This window comes from Streptomyces sp. MAR4 CNX-425 (assembly GCF_048656465.1).
Classification (GTDB): domain Bacteria; phylum Actinomycetota; class Actinomycetes; order Streptomycetales; family Streptomycetaceae; genus Streptomyces.
Window position 1 is genome coordinate 290,563 of the sequence record NZ_JBMDLF010000007.1, and the last position, 16,620, is coordinate 307,182.

The window sequence follows — 16,620 nt, forward strand, 5'->3', positions numbered from 1 at the left end:
AATCCCGGCGCCCGTAGGTTGTGGATCCTGGACCAGGACCATCGACACGAAGGCGGAGGCAGCCGGTGGCGGAACCATCGGGGACGAACCCGGACGGGCAGCGCACCACGGGGCGGAACCCAGCGGAGAAGACCCCTGCGCGAAGCGGACCCGGCTGGGCGCGGCGGCTGCTCGCCCACTGTCTGCGCTATCGCCGCAACGTTCTGCTCTCCCTGGGCGCCTCCCTCGCCGGGATGGGCATCATGGCCCTCGTTCCGCTCATCCCCAAGCTGATCATCGACGACGTGATCGTCGCCGGCGACCGTTCCCTCGCTCCCTGGGCCGCCCTGATGGTCCTCGCAGCCCTCGCCGTCTACGGCCTGACCTTCGTCCGGCGCTACTACGGCGGGCGGCTCGCCCTCGACGTGCAGCACGACCTGCGCACCGAGATGTACGACGCGATCGTCCGGCTCGACGGCCGCCGTCAGGACGAGCTGTCCACCGGCCAGGTCGTCGGCCGCGGCACCACGGACCTGCAACTCGTCCAGGGCCTGCTCTTCATGGTCCCGATGATGATCGGCAACGTGCTGCTCTTCGTGGTCTCCCTGGTCGTCATGGTCGTGCTGTCCCCGCTGCTCACGCTCGTGGCCGTCGGCGTCGCCCCCGCCCTGTGGTGGATAGCCAACCGCAGCCGCACCCGCCTCTTCCCCGCCACCTGGTACGCCCAGCAGCAGGCCGGCGCGGTCGCGTCCGTCGTGGACGGCGCCGTCGGCGGCGTCCGCGTCGTCAAGGGCTTCGGCCAGGAGGAGCAGGAGACCGGCAAGCTCCGCGCCATCAGCCGCAAGCTCTACGCCGCCCGGCTGCGCACCGTCCGCATGAACGCCCGCTACACCCCCGCCCTCCAGGCCGTGCCCTCCCTCGGCCAGGTCGGCATGCTCGCGCTCGGCGGCTGGATGGCCACCCGGGGCCAGATCACCCTCGGCACCTTCGTCGCCTTCTCCACCTATCTCGCCCAGCTCGTCGGCCCGGTCCGGATGCTCGCGATGATGCTCACCGTGGGGCAGCAGGCCCGCGCGGGCGTGGAGCGGGTCTACGAGCTGATCGACACCGAACCGGAGCTGGCCGACCGGCCCGGCGCGCACGAGCTGCCGGCCGACGCCCCCGCCGACGTCGAGTTCGACGACGTGACCTTCGGCTACGACCCCGACCACCCCGTGCTCGACCGGCTGTCGCTGCGCATCGAGCCCGGCGAGACGATGGCCGTCGTCGGCGCCTCCGGCAGCGGCAAGTCCACCCTGTCGCTGCTGATCCCCCGCTACTACGACGTCTCGGCGGCCCCGGGCCGGGGAGCGGGCGGCGCCGTCCGCGTCGGCGGCCACGACGTACGCGACCTGACCCTGTCGTCCCTGCGCGCGGCCATCGGGCTCGTCCCCGAGAACAGCTTCCTGTTCTCCGAGTCCATCCGCGACAACATCGCCTACGGCCATCCCGACGCGACCGACGAGGAGATCCGCGCCGCCGCCCGCGCCGCCCAGGCCGACGGCTTCATCACCGAACTGGGCAACGGCTCCGGTGACGCCGCCGGTGCCGCCGACGGAGACGGCGGGCCGGGCGCCGGGCTCCCCGAGGGCTACGACACCGTCGTCGGCGAACAGGGCATGACGCTCTCCGGCGGCCAGCGGCAGCGCATCGCGCTGGCCCGCGCGATCCTCACCGACCCGCGGCTGCTGCTCCTGGACGACGCCACCTCCGCGGTCGACGCCCGCGTCGAGCACGAGATCCACGAGGCGCTCAAGAGCGTCATGGCCGGCCGCACCACCCTGCTCATCGCCCACCGCCAGTCCACCCTGGCGCTCGCCGACCGCATCGCCGTCCTCGACGGCGGCCGGCTGGTCGACGTCGGCACCCACGAGGAGCTCTCGGCCCGCTGCCCGCTGTACCGCAGGCTGCTGACCGACCCGGACGAACTGGCCGACCGCGAGCGCGACCCGGCCGGCCAGGTCGCCGCCGACACCCACACGTGCGTCGACGGCGTCACCCCCGACCTGTGGGTGCGCAAGGAGACCGGCGAGAAGAGCACCGACGCCGGCGGCAACTCCACGGCGTCCGCCGGTGACCCCTCCGGCTTCGCCGGCATGCTCGCCGGCTCGCCGGGCAGCCCCGAGCTGCTGGCGAAGGTCGCCGCCCTGCCACCGGCCGCCGACGCCCCCGAGGTCGACGAGGACCGCGCCGCGGCGGCGGAGGAGTCGTACGGGCTGCGCCGCCTGCTGCGCGGCTTCGGCGCCCCGCTCGCCGTCGCCCTGCTCTTCGTCGCCGGCGACGCGATCGCCGGGCTGCTGCTGCCCATCCTCATCCGGCACGGCATCGACGACGGCGTCCAGCGGCTCTCGCTCGGCGCCGTGTGGACCGCTGCGGGCCTCGCGCTCGCCGTCGTCCTCGGCCAGTGGGCCGCCCAGGTCGGCGCCACCCGGCTCACCGGCCGCACCGGCGAACGGGTGCTCTACGCCCTGCGCGTCAAGATATTCGCCCAGCTCCAGCGGCTCGGCCTCGACTACTACGAGCGCCATCTGACCGGCAAGATCATGACCCGGATGACCACGGACGTGGACGCCCTGTCCACGTTCCTGCAGACCGGGCTGGTCACCGCCGTCGTCTCGCTGCTCACCTTCTTCGGCATCCTGGTCGCGCTGCTGGTCATCGACCTCCAGCTGGCCCTGATCGTCTTCGCCACCCTCCCGCCGCTGATCGTCGGCACGTTCTTCTTCCGCCGGCAGAGCGTCAAGGCGTACGAGCTGGCGCGCGAGCGCGTCAGCGTCGTCAACGGCGACCTCCAGGAGTCGGTCGCCGGGCTGCGCATCGTGCAGGCGTTCCGGCGCGAGAACGGCGGCGCTGCGCGCTTCGCCGAGCGCAGCGACGGCTACCGCCGGGCGCGGGTGCGCGGCCAGTGGCTCATCTCGGTCTACTTCCCGTTCGTGCAGCTCCTCGCCTCGTTCGCCACCGTCGGCGTGCTGGCGGTGGGCTCGGACCGGGTGGCCGCGGGCACGCTCACCGCGGGCGCGCTCGTGGCGTACCTGCTGTACATAGACCTGTTCTTCGCCCCCGTGCAGCAGCTCTCCCAGGTCTTCGACGGCTACCAGCAGGCGGCCGTCGCGCTCGGCCGCATCCAGGAGCTCCTGCACGAAGAGCCCTCCACTCCGCCGCCCGCCGCACCGCGGCCGGTCGAGCGGCTCAGCGGTGAGATCGCCTTCGACGGCGTGCACTTCGCGTACGACGGGCAGCGCGACGGCGCCGCCGAGGCGGCGCTGACCGGGCTCGACCTCACGATCCCGCCCGGCCAGACCGTCGCGTTCGTCGGCGAGACCGGCGCCGGCAAGTCGACCCTGGTCAAGCTGGCCGCCCGGTTCTACGACCCGACCCGCGGCGCCGTCCGCGTCGACGGCACCGACCTGCGCGAACTCGACCTCACCGGCTACCGGCACCGCCTCGGCCTCGTGCCGCAGGAGTCCTACCTCTTCTCCGGCACCGTGCGCGACGCCATCGCCTACGGCCGCCCCGGCGCCACCGACGCCCAGGTCGAGGCCGCCGCGCGGGCCGTCGGCGCGCACGACATGATCGCCTCGCTGCCCGGCGGCTACCTCCACGACGTCGCCGAACGGGGCCGCAACCTCTCCGCCGGCCAGCGCCAGCTCATCGCCCTGGCCCGCGCCGAGCTCGTCGACCCCGACATCCTGCTGCTCGACGAGGCCACCGCCGCGCTCGACCTCGCCACCGAGGCCGCGGTCAACAGCGCCACCGACCGCCTCGCCGGCCGCCGCACGACCCTCGTCGTCGCCCACCGCCTGACGACGGCGGCCCGCGCCGACCGCGTCGTGCTGCTCGACCACGGCCGGGTCGCCGAGGACGGCACCCACGAGGAACTGCTCGCCCGTGGCGGCCGGTACGCCCAGCTGTGGCGGACCTACGCGGGCTCGGTGGAGCCGGCGGCGGCGTAGCCACCGCGGCCTTCCGCGGAATCCCCCCGGGCGGTGCTGCGTCATCGCTCGGCCCTGCCTTCCTGTCCCGAACCCCCACTTTCCGCTACTCAGCGTAATCGAAGCAGCGCAATCCGTGGAAAGTTGTCCACAGGCGGGCTCGGCGTTCTGGTCCGGCGTGGCCAACGCGGCTAGGTTCCCAGGGTCATTCCGAATCAGGGGAGGGAAGATGCGCAGGACGCTCGGATGGCTGCTGAGTCTGGCCGTGCTCACCGGCACGGTGGGGCTGGGCAGTTCACCGGTCGGCGCCGCTACCGCGGACGACACCGACATCAAGGACCGGCTCCTCTCCATCGAGGGCGTGAGCCTGATCGAGGAGAAGCCGGCCGACGGCTACCGCTACTTCGTTCTGAACTACACCCAGCCCGTCGACCACCGGAAGCCGCACGGCCGCACCTTCCAGCAGCGCTTCACCGTGCTGCACAAGGACACCGACCGGCCCACGGTCTTCGCCACCAGCGGCTACAACGTCTCCACCACACCCCGGCGCAGCGAGCCCGCGCAGATCGTCGACGGCAACCAGGTCTCCATGGAGTACCGGTTCTTCACCCCGTCCCGGCCCGACCCCGCGGACTGGTCGAAGCTCGACATCTGGCAGGCCGCCAGCGACCAGCACCGCCTCCACCGGGCGCTGAACGACGTCTACGACGAGAACTGGCTGGCCACCGGCGGCAGCAAGGGCGGGATGACCGCCACGTACTACGAGCGCTTCTACCCGCGGGACATGGACGGCGCCGTGGTGTACGTCGCGCCGAACGACGTGGTGAACAGGGAGGACTCGGCCTACGACCGGTTCTTCGAGCGGGTCGGGACGAAGGAGTGCCGGGACGCGCTGAACGCCGTGCAGCGCGAGGCGCTGGTGCGGCGGGACGCGCTGTCCGAGAAGTACGCGGCGTGGGCCGCGGAGTCGGGCGCCACCTTCCGGACGACCGGCAGCCTGGACAAGGCGTTCGAGGCGACCGTCCTCGATCTCGTGTGGGGCTTCTGGCAGTACAGCAGCGAGGCCGACTGCGCCGACGTGCCGGACGCCGCCACCGTCTCCGACCAGGGCCTCTACGACTACATCGACACCATCGCCGGCTGGTCCTTCTACACCGACCAAGGGCTCGCGCCGTACACGCCGTACTACTACCAGGCGGGCACCGAGCTGGGCGCGCCCACCATCCAGCTGCCGCACCTGAAGGACCTGAGCCGCTACGGCTACCAGCCGCCGCGGACGTTCGTGCCGCGCGACATCGACATGCGCTTCAAGCCCTGGGTGATGAACGACATCGACAAGTGGGTGCGCAAGAACGCCCACCGGATGCTCTTCATCTACGGCGAGAACGACCCGTGGGGCGCCGAGCCGTTCCGGCTCGGGCGGGGCGCGCGGGACTCGTACGTCTACACCGTGCCCGGCGCGAACCACGGCGCCCGGGTGGGCCAGCTGCCGGAGGACGAGCGCGCCAAGGCGACGGAGCGGATCCTGGACTGGGCCGACGTCGGGGACGAGGACGGCGACGCCAGGGCGAAGCCGCTGGCCACGTACGACAGCGGGCTGGACAGGGTGACGAGGAAGGAGCTGCGGGAGCAGTCGCTCAGGCCGTGAGCCGGGGCCGCTGAGCCCCATCGCCGAGCCCGGCCACCGGGCCGGAACGCCGCGCGTCACGGGCGCGGGCCGCTCAGGCGCCCGTGCGCTCCCGCCACTCCCGCTGCAACAACCGCACCGCCTCCCGGATCGCCGGCCGCCGCGCGGCCCCCGTACGCCACACCGCGTACACCCGCCGCACCGGCACCGGCTCCAGCGGCACCGCGACCACCCCCGCCGGCAGCGGCCCGCGGCCCAGCCGCGGCACCAGCGCGATGCCCAGCCCCGCCGCCACCAGCGCGAGCTGCGAGGCGTACTCGGCGACCTGGTAGGCGAGATCCGGTTCGTGACCGGAGGTGCGCAGGGTGCGTACGAGCCAGTCGTGGCACGTCGAGCCCGGCGGCTGGCAGATCCAGCGCTCGCCCACGAGGTCCGCGCGGACCAGCTCGGCGCGCCGGGCGAAGGGGTGGGCGGCGGGGACGCAGATGTCGCACAGGTCGTCGCCGATGGGCGCCAGCTCCATCCCCTCGGGGGTGGGCAGCGGCGCGATGTCCCAGTCGTGGGCGACGGCCAGGTCGGCCACGCCCCGGGCGACCAGGCCGGGCGAGAGGTGCGGGTCGGCCTCCAGGATGCGGGTGTCCAGCGCGGGGTGCTCGGTGGCCAGCGCGGCCAGCGCGGTGGGCAGCAGCCCGCGGGCGGCCGTGGCGAAGCAGGCCACCGTCAGCCGGCCCGTGGGCCGGCCGCGGCGCTCCTCCAGCGTGGTCTCGGCCTCCTCGACAAGGGCGAGCAACTGCTCCGCCGTGGCGGCGAGGTGCTGGGCGGCGTCGGTGAGCGTCACGCCCCGGCCGCGGCGCTCCAGCAGCGGCGTACGGGTCTCGCGCTCCAGCTTGGCGATCTGCTGGGAGACGGCCGACGGGGTGTAGCCCAGGGCCGTGGCCGCCGCGCCGACGGAGCCGTGGACGGCCACGGCGTGCAGCGCGCGGAGCCGGGACAGATCGAGCATGGTCACCCCCGTAATTCAGTGTCGCTACATCCAACCATGAAGCAATACGTGCTGGTGCTTCACATTCGGGCCGTCGATCCTGGGGGGATGCGCCCGCTGCACATAGCCCTCGCCGTCCTCGTCACCTTCCTCTGGGGCCTGAACTTCGTCGTCATCGAGGTGGGCCTCGGCCACTTCCCGCCGCTGCTCTTCACCGCGCTGCGCTTTCTGGTGGCGGCGCTGCCCGCGGTGTTCCTCGTCGGCCGCCCGCAGGTGGCGTTCAAGTGGATCCTGGCGGTCGGGCTGATGCTGGGGACGCTGAAGTTCGGGCTGCTGTTCGTCGGGATGGAGCGCGGGATGCCGGCGGGGCTGTCGTCGCTGGTGCTCCAGATCCAGGCGGTGTTCACCGCGGCCATCGCGGCGGTCGTGCTGGGGGAGCGGCCGGGACGGGTGCGGCTGGCGGGCATGGGGGTGGCGCTGTGCGGGGTGGCGCTGGCCGCGCTGGACGAGGGCGGTTCGGGACCGCTGGGCGCGTTCGCGATCGTGCTGGCGGCGGCGTTCTGCTGGGGCGTCTCGAACGTCGTCATGCGCAAGGCGGCGCCGCCGGACGGGCTGCGCTTCATGGTGTGGGTCTCCTGCGTGCCCGTGCTGCCGCTGCTCGCGCTGTCGCTGCTCTTCGAGGGGCCGGAGCGGGACTGGGCGGCGCTCAGGTCGCTGGACTGGGCGGGTGCCGGGGCGGTGGTCTACATCGCGTGGGTCGTCACGATCTTCGGCTTCGGCGTGTGGGGGTACCTGCTGCGTACGTACGACGCCTCGACCGTGGCGCCGTTCTCGCTGCTGGTGCCGGTCGCGGGGATGTCCTCGGCGGCGCTGTTCCTGGGCGAGGAGATCACGGGGCTGCGCTGGGTGGCGGCGCTGCTGCTGGTCGGCGGGGTGGCGGTGACGTCGCTGGGCGGCGGGGGGCGCCGCGGCCGGCGGGGCGGGGCACGCTCCGGCGGGCGCCGGGGCGGCGGCCCGCGCCGGCCGCGGGACGACGTCAGGCCGGCGCGGGTGCCGGCCGGTTGACGAGCGCGATGCTCATCCAGAAGCCGGCCGAGGCCAGCACCAGCATCAGGGTGGCCCTCGCCTTGTCGTCGTAGTGCTCGGCCACCTCGGCGAACAGCCGGTCCGGCACCCGCTCCCCGTCGCGTGCGGCGGGGAGGAAGACGGCGTCGGTCAGCGCCAGCGCGGCCCGCTCGGCGGCGGTGAAGCACGGCGCGTCCCGCCACGTCGCCACGGCGGCGATCCGGTCCTCCGTCTCGCCGGCCGTCCGCAGGCCGGCCGCGTGCAGCAGCACCTGGTACGTGCTGCCGACGAGCTGGCCGGCGCGCAGGTGGACCAGGCGGGCGGTGGCCGCCGGCACCGAGCCGTTGCCGGTGACCCGGACCATCACGTCGACGAGGTCCTGGAACTCGGGCAGGTGGGTCTTGGCGTCGGGGATCCGTGCACTCACGGTGTCCTCCCAGGTGTGCGGGAATCGCTGTCGTCCTGTGAGCCCGCGGGCGGCGGCGATGTGACAGGCGGCTCGGAGACTCCCGCGGCGGCGGCGAACCGCCGGACCAGGGCGGCGTCGCGGACCCCGTCGATGGCGGCGATCCGGTCGCCGGCGACGGTGAAGACCAGTACGCCGAACGGGCGGCCCGCGACGGTGATCAGAGCGCCGACCGCGTCGTCGACCAGCACGGGGTGCAGCGCCCCGGCGTACCGGCCGCTGGCCTCCCCGGCGACGGCCGCCGCGCCGCGGACGACGCGCGGCCGGCCGTCGTCGCGCAGGTCGGAGGTCAGGACGACGTCGGGGTCGAGGATCCGTACCAGGGCGTCGAAGTCGCCGGCCCGGGAGGCCGCGTAGAACGCCTCGACCACCTTGTGCCGCCGCTCCCGGTCCGGGCCGGGCGACGGGACCTCGGCGCCGTTCACCCGCCGCCGCGCCCGGCTGGCCAGCTGCCGCGCCGCGGCCGGCGTGCGGCCGAGGATGCCCGCGATCTCGTCGAACGGCAGCTCGAACGTGTCGTGCAGCACGAACGCCACCCGCTCGGCCGGGCTGAGCCGGTCGAGCACCACGAGCAGGGCCAGCCCCACCGAGTCGGCCAGCAGCGCTTCCTGCTCGGGGCCGGGGGCGTCGTCCTGGGCCGCGGACGGCCCGGGCGGGCGCGGCTCCTCGCGGCGCCGCCGGGAACGCAGCGTGTGCAGGCACTCCCTGGCCACGACGGTGGTCAGCCAGCCGCCGAGGTTGTCGATCCCGTCCGCGCCCGACCGCCAGAGCCGCAGCCAGGCGTCCTGGACGGCGTCATCGGCCTCGGCCGGCGACCCCAGCATCCGGTAGGCCACGGCCCGCAGCCGGGGCCGGTGCTGCTCGAACCGCTCGGCCAGCCACTCGTTCTCCTGCATCGCGCACGTCATCCCCTCGTCAAGGCTCGGATACATGAGCCCGCCGAGGCGCCGGATGTGACACGGGCGCCGCCGCCCCCCGGGTATCCCGGTGGCCGGCCGGCCGTCGGGGAAGCCGGGCCGATCGCCTTGGGCCCCGGACGCGGCGGCGGCGTACGACCACCGCGGTCGGCCCGTCGCCCGCGCGGCTACCGCCGCGGCGGGGAGCCCCGGCGGCGCCGGCCGCGCGCCGTGGGGCGCGGACTCAGGCCACGTCGGCGAGCAGCCGCAGCAGGTGCTCGCGGCCCGCCGCCAGCAGCTCCGGCAGCTCCCGGGCGCCGGGGTACCAGCGCTTCTCGTACTCCCAGCACAGCCAGCCGTCCCAGCCCGCCTCCGTCAGCACCGCGAGGCACTCGGCCAGCGGCACCGATCCCTCGCCCAGCGCCAGCGGCGTCAGGTCCTCCGCGGAGGACACGTCCTTGACCTGCACGTAGCCGAGGTACGGGGAGAGCGCCGCGAGCGTGTCGCGCGGCTCCTCGCCGCCGAGCCAGGTGTGCATCAGGTCCCACAGGGCGCCGGTGCTCTTGTGCCCGACGCGGTCGAGCACGCGGGCGACGTCCGCGCCGGTGCGGTGCGAGTCGTGCGTCTCCAGCAGGACGCGGACGCCGAGGTCCGCCGCGTACGGGGCGACCGCGGCGAGCCGGCGGACGGCGGTGGGGTCCGTCTCGGCGGCCGGCTGCTCGCCGCCGCGCGGGAACACCCGGACGTGGGCGGCGCCCACGTCCCGGGCGAGCGCCAGCAACTCGCGGATCCCGGCCACGACCGGTTCGTCGTCCCCGGCCTCGGCGACGCCCGCGTAGCCCGCCAGCGCCAGGATCTCCACCCCGGCCGCGGCGAACTCCTCGACCACGTCGGCCCGCTCCCCGATGCCGAGCCCGGTGTGCACCGGCTCCTCGGGGTGGCACCGCAGCTCCACGCCCTGATAGCCGTTGTCCCGGGCCAGCCGGACGACCTCGGCGACGGGAAGCCGGGGCAGGCCGAGGGTGGAGAAGGCGAGTCGCATGCGGTGAGTCGATCAGACCCCGCGGTGACTGGCAACCCCGCTGCCCGCCACCCGAACCAGCCGCCCGCCCGCCCGGCGGCCGCACGGCCCGGCGGCTCAGAGCGTCAGCCGCCAGTCCTGGCCCACCAGGTCGGCGCCGTAGCTGTGGTGCGGCTTCTCGGCCGTCAGCTCGAAGCCCGCGCGCTCGTAGATGCGGCGGGCGGAGGTCAGCACCGAGTTCGTCCACAGCACCAGCTCGCGGTATCCCGCCGCCCGGGCGAAGCCGACGCACTCGTCCACCAGCCGCGCCCCCAGCCGGTGCCCCCGGACCTCCGGGTCCACCAGCAGCAGCCGCAGCCGCGCGGTGTCCGGGGCGTCGTCCCGCACGCACATGACCGTGCCGACCGGGCGGCCGCCGAGGTCGGCTATCCACGTGCGCTCGCACGCGGGATCGTGGTGCGCGGCGTAGTCCGCGACGATCCGGGCCACGAGCGCCTCGAAATCCGCGTCCCAGCCGTACTCCTGCGCGTACAGCCGGCCGTGGCTCTGCACGATCCAGCCCAGCTCGCCCGGCCCCGGCTCGCGCAGCTCCACCTCCCCGACCAGGTCGGGGACCGCCGCATCCGACAGCAGCTCCCGCACCGTGCCCATCGCGGCGGCCAGCTGCGCCCGCCGGTCCGCCGGCACCTGCGCCAGCAGCGTGCCCACCTGCTCCCGCGAACGCTCCTCCAGCAGCTGGGCCGCCTCCTGCCCGCGCGGGGTGAGCGCCACCCGCTGCCGCCGGGCGTCCGCGGCCGACGGCCCGCGCGTGATCAGGCCGTCCTTCTCGAACTTGCCCAGCAGCCTGCTGAGATACCCCGCGTCCAGCGTGAGCGCCCCGCGCAGGTCGGCGGCGTCCGCCTGCGGGGCGTGGCGCAGCTCGTAGAGCACGCGGGCCTCGGTGAGCGTGTACGGCGTGTAGAGATGGCGGCTGTAGTCCAGGGCGCCGATCAGATTCGTATAGAAGCGGTTGAACGAGCGGATGTCATCGATGGTCACGGGACCCCACCTCCTGACGCCGGGCCTTTCCTTGACTGAGTCAAAGGTACCCCGGTGCTGCGGCGCCGCGCAGAGTTATCCACAGGCCGGTTCGCTCCGGCCGGAGAAAACGCGGATCGGCGGCCGCCGCGCCGCCGCAGGCGGCCCCGCTACGACCGCGCCGCCGCCGTCGACGCCCGGGCCACCAGCTCCGCCGGGACCATGTGCCGCCCGTCCGCCGGCGACTCCTCCCGGCCCAGCGCCAGCCGCGCCGCCCGGGCCGCCGCCTCCTGCAGCGGCAGCCGCACCGTCGTCAGCGCCGGCGTCGCGTCCGCGCTGAACGGCAGGTCGTCGAAGCCGGCGACGGAGACGTCGCCGGGGACGTCGAGCCCCTTCTCGCGCAGCGCCGCGCAGATGCCCAGCGCCACCGCGTCGTTCGAGCCGACGACGGCGGTCAGCTCCGGCTCGCGGTCCAGCAGCGCGAGCGCCCCGTCGTAGCCGGACTGCCGGGAGTACGGGCCGTGCACCGTCAGCCGGCCGAGGTCGGCCTCGTCGCCGCCGAGGCCGTGGGCGGCGAGCGCGGCGCGGTGGCCTTCGAGGCGGTGCCGGGTGGTGGTGCGGTCGGCGGGGCCCGCGACGTAGCCGATGCGGCGGTGGCCGAGGGAGACGAGGTGCTCGGTGAGCCGGCGCCCGCCCTCGCGGTTGCCGAACTCGACGACGGACGCGGCGCCCTCGGGGGCGGCGCTCGCCGGCCGGCCGAGGAGGACGACGCGGGTGCCGTTCGCCGCGAGCCGGCCCACCTTGGCCGCGCTGGCCGCCGCGTACTCGGGCGTCTCGACGGCGCTGCCGGTGATCACGACGGCGGCGGCGCGCTGGCGCAGCAGGAGCGTGAGGTAGGTCAGCTCGCGCTCGGGGGAGCCGCCGGTGTTGCAGACGACGGCCAGCTTCTCGCTGCCCAGCTCGGACTGCACGGCGCTGGCCATGATCCCGAAGAAGGGGTCGGCGACGTCGTTGACGAGGACTCCGACCAGGTCGGAGGTGGCGGCGGCGAGCGCGCTCGCCGGGCCGTTGATGACGTAGTCCAGCTCGTCCACCGCGGCGAGCACGCGCGCGCGGGTGGCCTCGGCCACCGGGTAGTTGCCGCTGAGCACCCGGGAGACGGTCGCGGCGGAGACGCGGGCGCGGGCCGCGACGTCCGCGAGGGTGACTGCCATCGCTCTGCCTCCCGTTGGGTACGACGTTCCGGCCCGGTGCCGGAATCCCCCGGGGCCCCGGACGGGCCCCGCCCGGCGCCGGTCGTCGGCCCGAGCTGTGAGCGGAAGTCTCGCACGTCGCGGCGCCCGCGTCGCGGGGGTGGCAGGAGTGTGCCCGGGCCGGGGCCGTACCCGGTCGGGCTCTTGCGCGGCAGGCCGGGCGGGGATAGCTTTCTCCCGGGGCAGAAAGCGCTTACTACAGGAGAGCAGATGCCACGTAGGACGCTGCGTATCGCCATGAACGGCGTCACCGGGCGGATGGGGTACCGGCAGCACCTCCTCCGCTCGATTCTGGCCATTCGCGAGGAGGGCGGGCTGGATCTCGGCGGCGGCGACGTGCTGTGGCCCGAGCCGGTTCTGGTCGGTCGCAGGGAACACGCGCTGAAGGACATCGCCCGCCGGCACGACCTGCCGGAGTACTCGACCGACCTCGACGCCGTGCTCGCCGACGACTCCGTCGAGCTGTACTTCGACGCCCAGGTCACCTCCGCCCGCGAGGACGCGGTGAAGAAGGCCGTCGCGGCCGGCAAGCACCTCTACGTGGAGAAGCCGACCGCCACCTCCGCGTCCGCCGCCCTCGAACTCGCCCGGATGGCGCAGGGCGCGGGCATCAAGCACGGCGTCGTACAGGACAAGCTCTTCCTGCCGGGCCTGCTCAAACTCAAGCGCCTCGTCGACGGCGGCTTCTTCGGCCGCATCCTGTCGGTGCGCGGCGAGTTCGGCTACTGGGTCTTCGAGGGCGACTGGCAGCCCGCGCAGCGGCCCTCCTGGAACTACCGCGCGCAGGACGGCGGCGGGATGGTGCTCGACATGTTCCCGCACTGGGAGTACATCCTGCACGAGCTGTTCGGCCCGGTCCGCAGCGTGCAGGCGCACGTGACCACGCACGTGCCGCGCCGCTGGGACGAGAACGGCGAGCCGTACGAGGCGACCGCCGACGACGCGGCGTACGGCATCTTCGAGCTGGCCGCGCCCGGCGGCCCCGTCGTGGCGCAGATCAACTCCTCCTGGACCGTCCGCGTCCACCGCGACGAGCTGGTCGAGTTCCAGGTCGACGGCACCGAGGGCTCGGCCGTCGCGGGCCTGCGCGGCTGTCGCGTACAGCACCGGGCCACGACGCCGAAACCGGTGTGGAACCCGGACCTGCCGGTCACCGAGACCTTCCGCGACCACTGGCAGGAGGTGCCCGACAACGCCGGCCCCGCCGGGTTCCCCAACGGCTTCCGCGCGCAGTGGGAGCTGTTCCTGCGGCACCTGGTGCTCGACGAGCCGTACCACTGGGACCTGCTCGCCGGCGCGCGCGGAGTGCAGCTCGCCGAGCTGGGGCTGAAGGCCGCCTCGGAGGGGCGGCGCGTCGAGGTTCCGGAGCTGTCCCGATGACGACGATCCCGCTGCCCCGGGCGGGGGGCGTGCTGGAGGCGTACGAACCGCGCGCGGAGCCCGCTCCGGCGCTCGCCGCCGGCGGTCCGCGCCCCTCCTGCCGCACCGTCTTCGCCGCCGCGCACGTCGTCGCCGACCCGTATGCCGACACCGGCCCCGGCGACCCGGCCGCCCCCGCCGCGGTCGACTGGGACGCGACCCTCGCCTTCCGCCGCCACCTGTGGAGCCACGGCCTCGCCGTCGCCGAGGCCATGGACACCGCGCAGCGCGGCATGGGGCTGGACTGGCCGCGCGCCGCCGAGCTGATCCGCCGCTCCGCCGCCGAGGCCGCGGCCCACGGCGGCCGCGTCGCCTGCGGCGCCGGCACCGACCAGCTCCCCGCCGCCGGCGCCACCCTCGCCGGCGTGCGGGCCGCGTACGAGGAACAGCTCGCCCTCGTCGAGGACACCGGCGCGCAGGCGGTGCTCATGGCCTCCCGCGCGCTGGCGGCGTGCGCCCGCGGACCGGAGGACTACCTGGAGACGTACGGCGCGCTGCTGCGCCAGGCGCGCGGGCCGGTGATCCTGCACTGGCTGGGCGACATGTTCGACCCGGCGCTCGCCGGGTACTGGGGCAGCGCCGACCTCGACGCCGCCTCGGACACCTTCCTCGACGTCATCGCCCAGCACCCGGACAAGGTCGACGGCGTCAAGGTCTCCCTTCTCGACGCCTCGCGCGAGGTCGCCCTGCGCCGCCGGCTGCCCCGCGGCGTGCGCTGCTACACCGGCGACGACTTCCACTACCCCGAGCTGATCGAGGGCGACGAGCACGGCTTCAGCCACGCCCTCCTCGGCGTGTTCGACCCACTCGCACCGCTGGCCGCCGAGGCCGTACGGACCCTCGACACCGGCGACGCCGCCGGCTTCCGCAAAGTGCTGGACCCGACCGTGCCGCTGGCCCGTCACCTCTTCGAGGCGCCGACGCGCTTCTACAAGACGGGTGTCGTGTTCCTGGCCTGGCTCGGCGGCCACCAGAGCCACTTCACGATGGTCGGCGGACAGCAGTCGGCCCGCTCCCTGCCGCATCTCGCGCGCGTGTACGAGCTCGCCGACACGCTCGGCCTGTTCCCCGAACCGCAGCTCGCGGCGCGGCGCATGACCGCCTTCCTCGCCGTCCACGGAGTCGCCCAGTGAGCACCGGACAGCCGGCGGGCGGGCTGGCCCGCCTCAGCCTCAACCAGGAGACCATCAGGCAGTGGTCGCTCCCCGAGCTGGCGGACGGCTGTACGGCCGCCGGGCTGCGCGGCGTGGGGCTGTGGCGCACGCCGGTCCAGGAGTACGGCACGGAGGCCGCCGCCAAGCTGTTCCGCGACGCCGGGCTGACGGTGACGAGCCTGTGCCGCGGCGGGTTCTTCACCGCCGACGACCCCGGTGAGCGCGCCGCGGCCCTCGACGACAACCGCCGCGCCATCGACGAGGCCGCCACGCTGGGGACGGACACGCTCGTGCTCGTCTCCGGCGGGCTGCCCGAGGGCAGCCGCGATCTGCACGGCGCGCGGGAGCGCATCGCGGACGCGCTGGGCGTCCTCGCGCCGTACGCGGCCGAGCGGGCCGTGCGGCTGGCGATCGAGCCGCTGCACCCGATGTTCGCCGCCGACCGGTGCGTGGTCTCCACGCTGGCCCAGTCGCTGGACCTGGCCGAGCGCTTCCCCGCGGACCGGGTGGGCGTGGTGGTGGACACGTACCACCTGTGGTGGGACGACACCGTCGCGGCGCAGATCACGCGCGCGGGGGAGTCCGGCCGGATCGCGGCCTTCCAGCTGGCGGACTGGGTCACGCCGCTGCCGGAGGGTGTCCTACTGGGGCGGGGGCAGCTGGGAGAGGGAAGCGTCGACCTGCGCTGGTTCCGGCAGCGGCTGGAGGAGGCCGGGTACGACGGCTTCGTCGAGGTGGAGATCTTCAACCCCGGGCTGTGGGCGCGGGACGGCGCGGAGGTGCTGGCGGAGATCGTCGAACGCTACGAGCGGCTGATCGCGAGCTGACGGCCGCCGCCCGCCGCCCGGCCCGGCCGGGCGGCGGGCGGCCGCCGGGTCCCGGGCCCCCGTCGCGTGGAGGCCGGGCCCGTACCGTCAGGCGCGGTGGCGCCCGCCGCCGTACGACTGCCCGCCGCCGAACAGCCGCGCCAGCGCGCCCAGCGCCCCGCCGGGCCGGCGGGTCGCCCGCTGCTCCTCCGCGAGCATCCCGGACAGCCCCTCCGCCTCGACCCTGCGGTTCTTCGCCGTCCGGGAGACGGCCGCCATCGCGACCGGCGTGAGGATCTTCAGCGCCCGGGACACCTGCGCCATCGGGATGCCCGTGCGCTGCGAGACGGCGCGGGCCACCGGCATGCTCGTCCGGCCGATGATCGTCGCGAGCATCCCGCCGCCGAGCCCGCCCCCGGCGAACGGCCTCGCGCCGGCGAGCGCGGAGGCGCCCTTCACCGGGCGCACGCCGGCGCCCGCGGGCGCCGCCTCCTGTGCTTCGTCGAGCGCCTGCTCCACCTCGTGCGCCCCGTGCGCGGAGGCGGCCTCCTCCGCGAGCGAGCCGGTGAGGGCGGCGACCGTCTCGCCGACGACCCGCTTCGCGCCCCGGTTGCCGGTGCCCAGCTCGTCGGCGACCTGATGCAGCCGCTCAGGACCGAGGTCGTCCAGGACGGCCTTGTGTATGGGTTTGTCCCTCATGCCGGAAACGTTACGACCGATCATCCGCGTCGGCACCTCGGGTTACAGATCGATAAAGTGCCGCCGCGGCGCAACCCTTCGCCGCCTCTCGGGGTCGTATAGGACATCGGGCTTCCCGGGGGGAGTACCAGGGGGGTGGGGGAGCCTTCGGAGGGGGACGTGAGAGGCCCGGCCCGCAAGGGCCGGGGCCCCTCACTGCGCCCGCCGCCTGTCGTCCACAACCGACGGGTAGTCCACAGGGCCGCCCGCGATGTCGGAGTCCGGC

General features: G+C 74.6%; 13 protein-coding genes. 6 read left to right on the forward strand and 7 right to left on the reverse strand.

The features are described 5' to 3' along the window. The first annotated feature begins 167 nt into the window (after positions 1–167). The gene (locus ACHZ99_RS21435) at positions 168–3,971 is read left to right on the forward strand and encodes an ABC transporter ATP-binding protein (RefSeq protein ID WP_420306396.1); all 3,804 of its coding nucleotides are present in this window, start codon (positions 168–170) and stop codon (positions 3,969–3,971) included. 208 nt (positions 3,972–4,179) lie between these two features. Next, a complete protein-coding gene (locus ACHZ99_RS21440; protein ID WP_420306289.1) occupies positions 4,180–5,598 on the forward strand; it encodes an aminopeptidase in 1,419 nt (472 codons plus the stop codon). 73 nt (positions 5,599–5,671) lie between these two features. Here the strand turns inward: ACHZ99_RS21440 and ACHZ99_RS21445 are convergent, their stop codons facing one another. After that, positions 5,672–6,580 (reverse strand): LysR family transcriptional regulator, encoded by a 909-nt coding sequence (locus tag ACHZ99_RS21445; protein WP_420306397.1) that lies wholly within the window; start codon positions 6,578–6,580, stop codon positions 5,672–5,674. Between the two features lie 87 nt (positions 6,581–6,667). Between ACHZ99_RS21445 and ACHZ99_RS21450 the strand changes: the two genes are divergently transcribed. Beyond that, positions 6,668–7,624, forward strand: coding sequence for an EamA family transporter (locus ACHZ99_RS21450; protein ID WP_420306290.1), 957 nt, complete (start codon positions 6,668–6,670; stop codon positions 7,622–7,624). Here ACHZ99_RS21450 and ACHZ99_RS21455 read toward each other — a convergent pair. From ACHZ99_RS21455 to ACHZ99_RS21475, 5 genes are all read right to left on the reverse strand, one after another. Then, on the reverse strand, positions 7,596–8,051 hold the full coding sequence (locus ACHZ99_RS21455; protein ID WP_420306291.1) for a carboxymuconolactone decarboxylase family protein: 456 nt from the start codon (positions 8,049–8,051) through the stop codon (positions 7,596–7,598). The genes ACHZ99_RS21450 and ACHZ99_RS21455 overlap by 29 nt on opposite strands. Then, positions 8,048–8,986, reverse strand: a complete 939-nt coding sequence (locus tag ACHZ99_RS21460) for a sigma-70 family RNA polymerase sigma factor (protein WP_420306292.1) — start codon at positions 8,984–8,986, stop codon at positions 8,048–8,050. Before ACHZ99_RS21460 ends, ACHZ99_RS21455 begins: the two co-directional genes overlap by 4 nt. A gap of 244 nt (positions 8,987–9,230) precedes the next feature. Next, the gene (locus ACHZ99_RS21465) at positions 9,231–10,028 is read right to left on the reverse strand and encodes a sugar phosphate isomerase/epimerase family protein (protein WP_420306293.1); all 798 of its coding nucleotides are present in this window, start codon (positions 10,026–10,028) and stop codon (positions 9,231–9,233) included. A 96-nt stretch (positions 10,029–10,124) separates the two neighbouring features. Beyond that, positions 10,125–11,045, reverse strand: a complete 921-nt coding sequence (locus ACHZ99_RS21470; RefSeq protein ID WP_420306294.1) for a bifunctional helix-turn-helix transcriptional regulator/GNAT family N-acetyltransferase — start codon at positions 11,043–11,045, stop codon at positions 10,125–10,127. 149 nt (positions 11,046–11,194) lie between these two features. After that, the gene (locus tag ACHZ99_RS21475) at positions 11,195–12,238 is read right to left on the reverse strand and encodes a LacI family DNA-binding transcriptional regulator (protein ID WP_420306295.1); all 1,044 of its coding nucleotides are present in this window, start codon (positions 12,236–12,238) and stop codon (positions 11,195–11,197) included. 249 nt (positions 12,239–12,487) lie between these two features. On the opposite strand from ACHZ99_RS21475, the gene ACHZ99_RS21480 reads away from it, so the two are divergent. The 3 genes from ACHZ99_RS21480 to ACHZ99_RS21490 are packed head-to-tail and all read left to right on the forward strand — an operon-like array spanning position 12,488 to position 15,677. After that, the gene (locus ACHZ99_RS21480; protein ID WP_420306296.1) at positions 12,488–13,657 is read left to right on the forward strand and encodes a Gfo/Idh/MocA family protein; all 1,170 of its coding nucleotides are present in this window, start codon (positions 12,488–12,490) and stop codon (positions 13,655–13,657) included. After that, positions 13,654–14,829, forward strand: coding sequence for a dihydrodipicolinate synthase family protein (locus ACHZ99_RS21485; protein ID WP_420306297.1), 1,176 nt, complete (start codon positions 13,654–13,656; stop codon positions 14,827–14,829). The genes ACHZ99_RS21480 and ACHZ99_RS21485 overlap by 4 nt, the downstream gene beginning before the upstream one ends. Next, positions 14,826–15,677: a sugar phosphate isomerase/epimerase family protein gene (locus tag ACHZ99_RS21490; protein ID WP_420306298.1), complete on the forward strand. Its 852-nt coding sequence runs from the start codon at positions 14,826–14,828 to the stop codon at positions 15,675–15,677. Before ACHZ99_RS21485 ends, ACHZ99_RS21490 begins: the two co-directional genes overlap by 4 nt. 87 nt (positions 15,678–15,764) lie before the next feature. Here ACHZ99_RS21490 and ACHZ99_RS21495 read toward each other — a convergent pair whose 3' ends face one another. Continuing rightward, the gene (locus ACHZ99_RS21495) at positions 15,765–16,355 is read right to left on the reverse strand and encodes a DUF937 domain-containing protein (RefSeq protein WP_420306299.1); all 591 of its coding nucleotides are present in this window, start codon (positions 16,353–16,355) and stop codon (positions 15,765–15,767) included. Positions 16,356–16,620: the final 265 nt, after the last annotated feature.

Excerpts from the sequence above, each read along its gene's own strand:
- ACHZ99_RS21475 (WP_420306295.1), bottom strand. The coding sequence starts at position 12,238 with ATGGCAGTCACCCTCGCGGACGTCGCGGCCCGCGCCCGCGTCTCCGCC.
- ACHZ99_RS21445 (WP_420306397.1), bottom strand. The coding sequence starts at position 6,580 with ATGCTCGATCTGTCCCGGCTCCGCGCGCTGCACGCCGTGGCCGTCCAC.
- ACHZ99_RS21460 (WP_420306292.1), bottom strand. The coding sequence starts at position 8,986 with ATGCAGGAGAACGAGTGGCTGGCCGAGCGGTTCGAGCAGCACCGGCCC.
- ACHZ99_RS21450 (WP_420306290.1), top strand. The coding sequence starts at position 6,668 with ATGCGCCCGCTGCACATAGCCCTCGCCGTCCTCGTCACCTTCCTCTGG.
- ACHZ99_RS21480 (WP_420306296.1), top strand. The coding sequence starts at position 12,488 with ATGCCACGTAGGACGCTGCGTATCGCCATGAACGGCGTCACCGGGCGG.
- ACHZ99_RS21495 (WP_420306299.1), bottom strand. The coding sequence starts at position 16,355 with ATGAGGGACAAACCCATACACAAGGCCGTCCTGGACGACCTCGGTCCT.
- ACHZ99_RS21440 (WP_420306289.1), top strand. The coding sequence starts at position 4,180 with ATGCGCAGGACGCTCGGATGGCTGCTGAGTCTGGCCGTGCTCACCGGC.
- ACHZ99_RS21465 (WP_420306293.1), bottom strand. The coding sequence starts at position 10,028 with ATGCGACTCGCCTTCTCCACCCTCGGCCTGCCCCGGCTTCCCGTCGCC.
- ACHZ99_RS21485 (WP_420306297.1), top strand. The coding sequence starts at position 13,654 with ATGACGACGATCCCGCTGCCCCGGGCGGGGGGCGTGCTGGAGGCGTAC.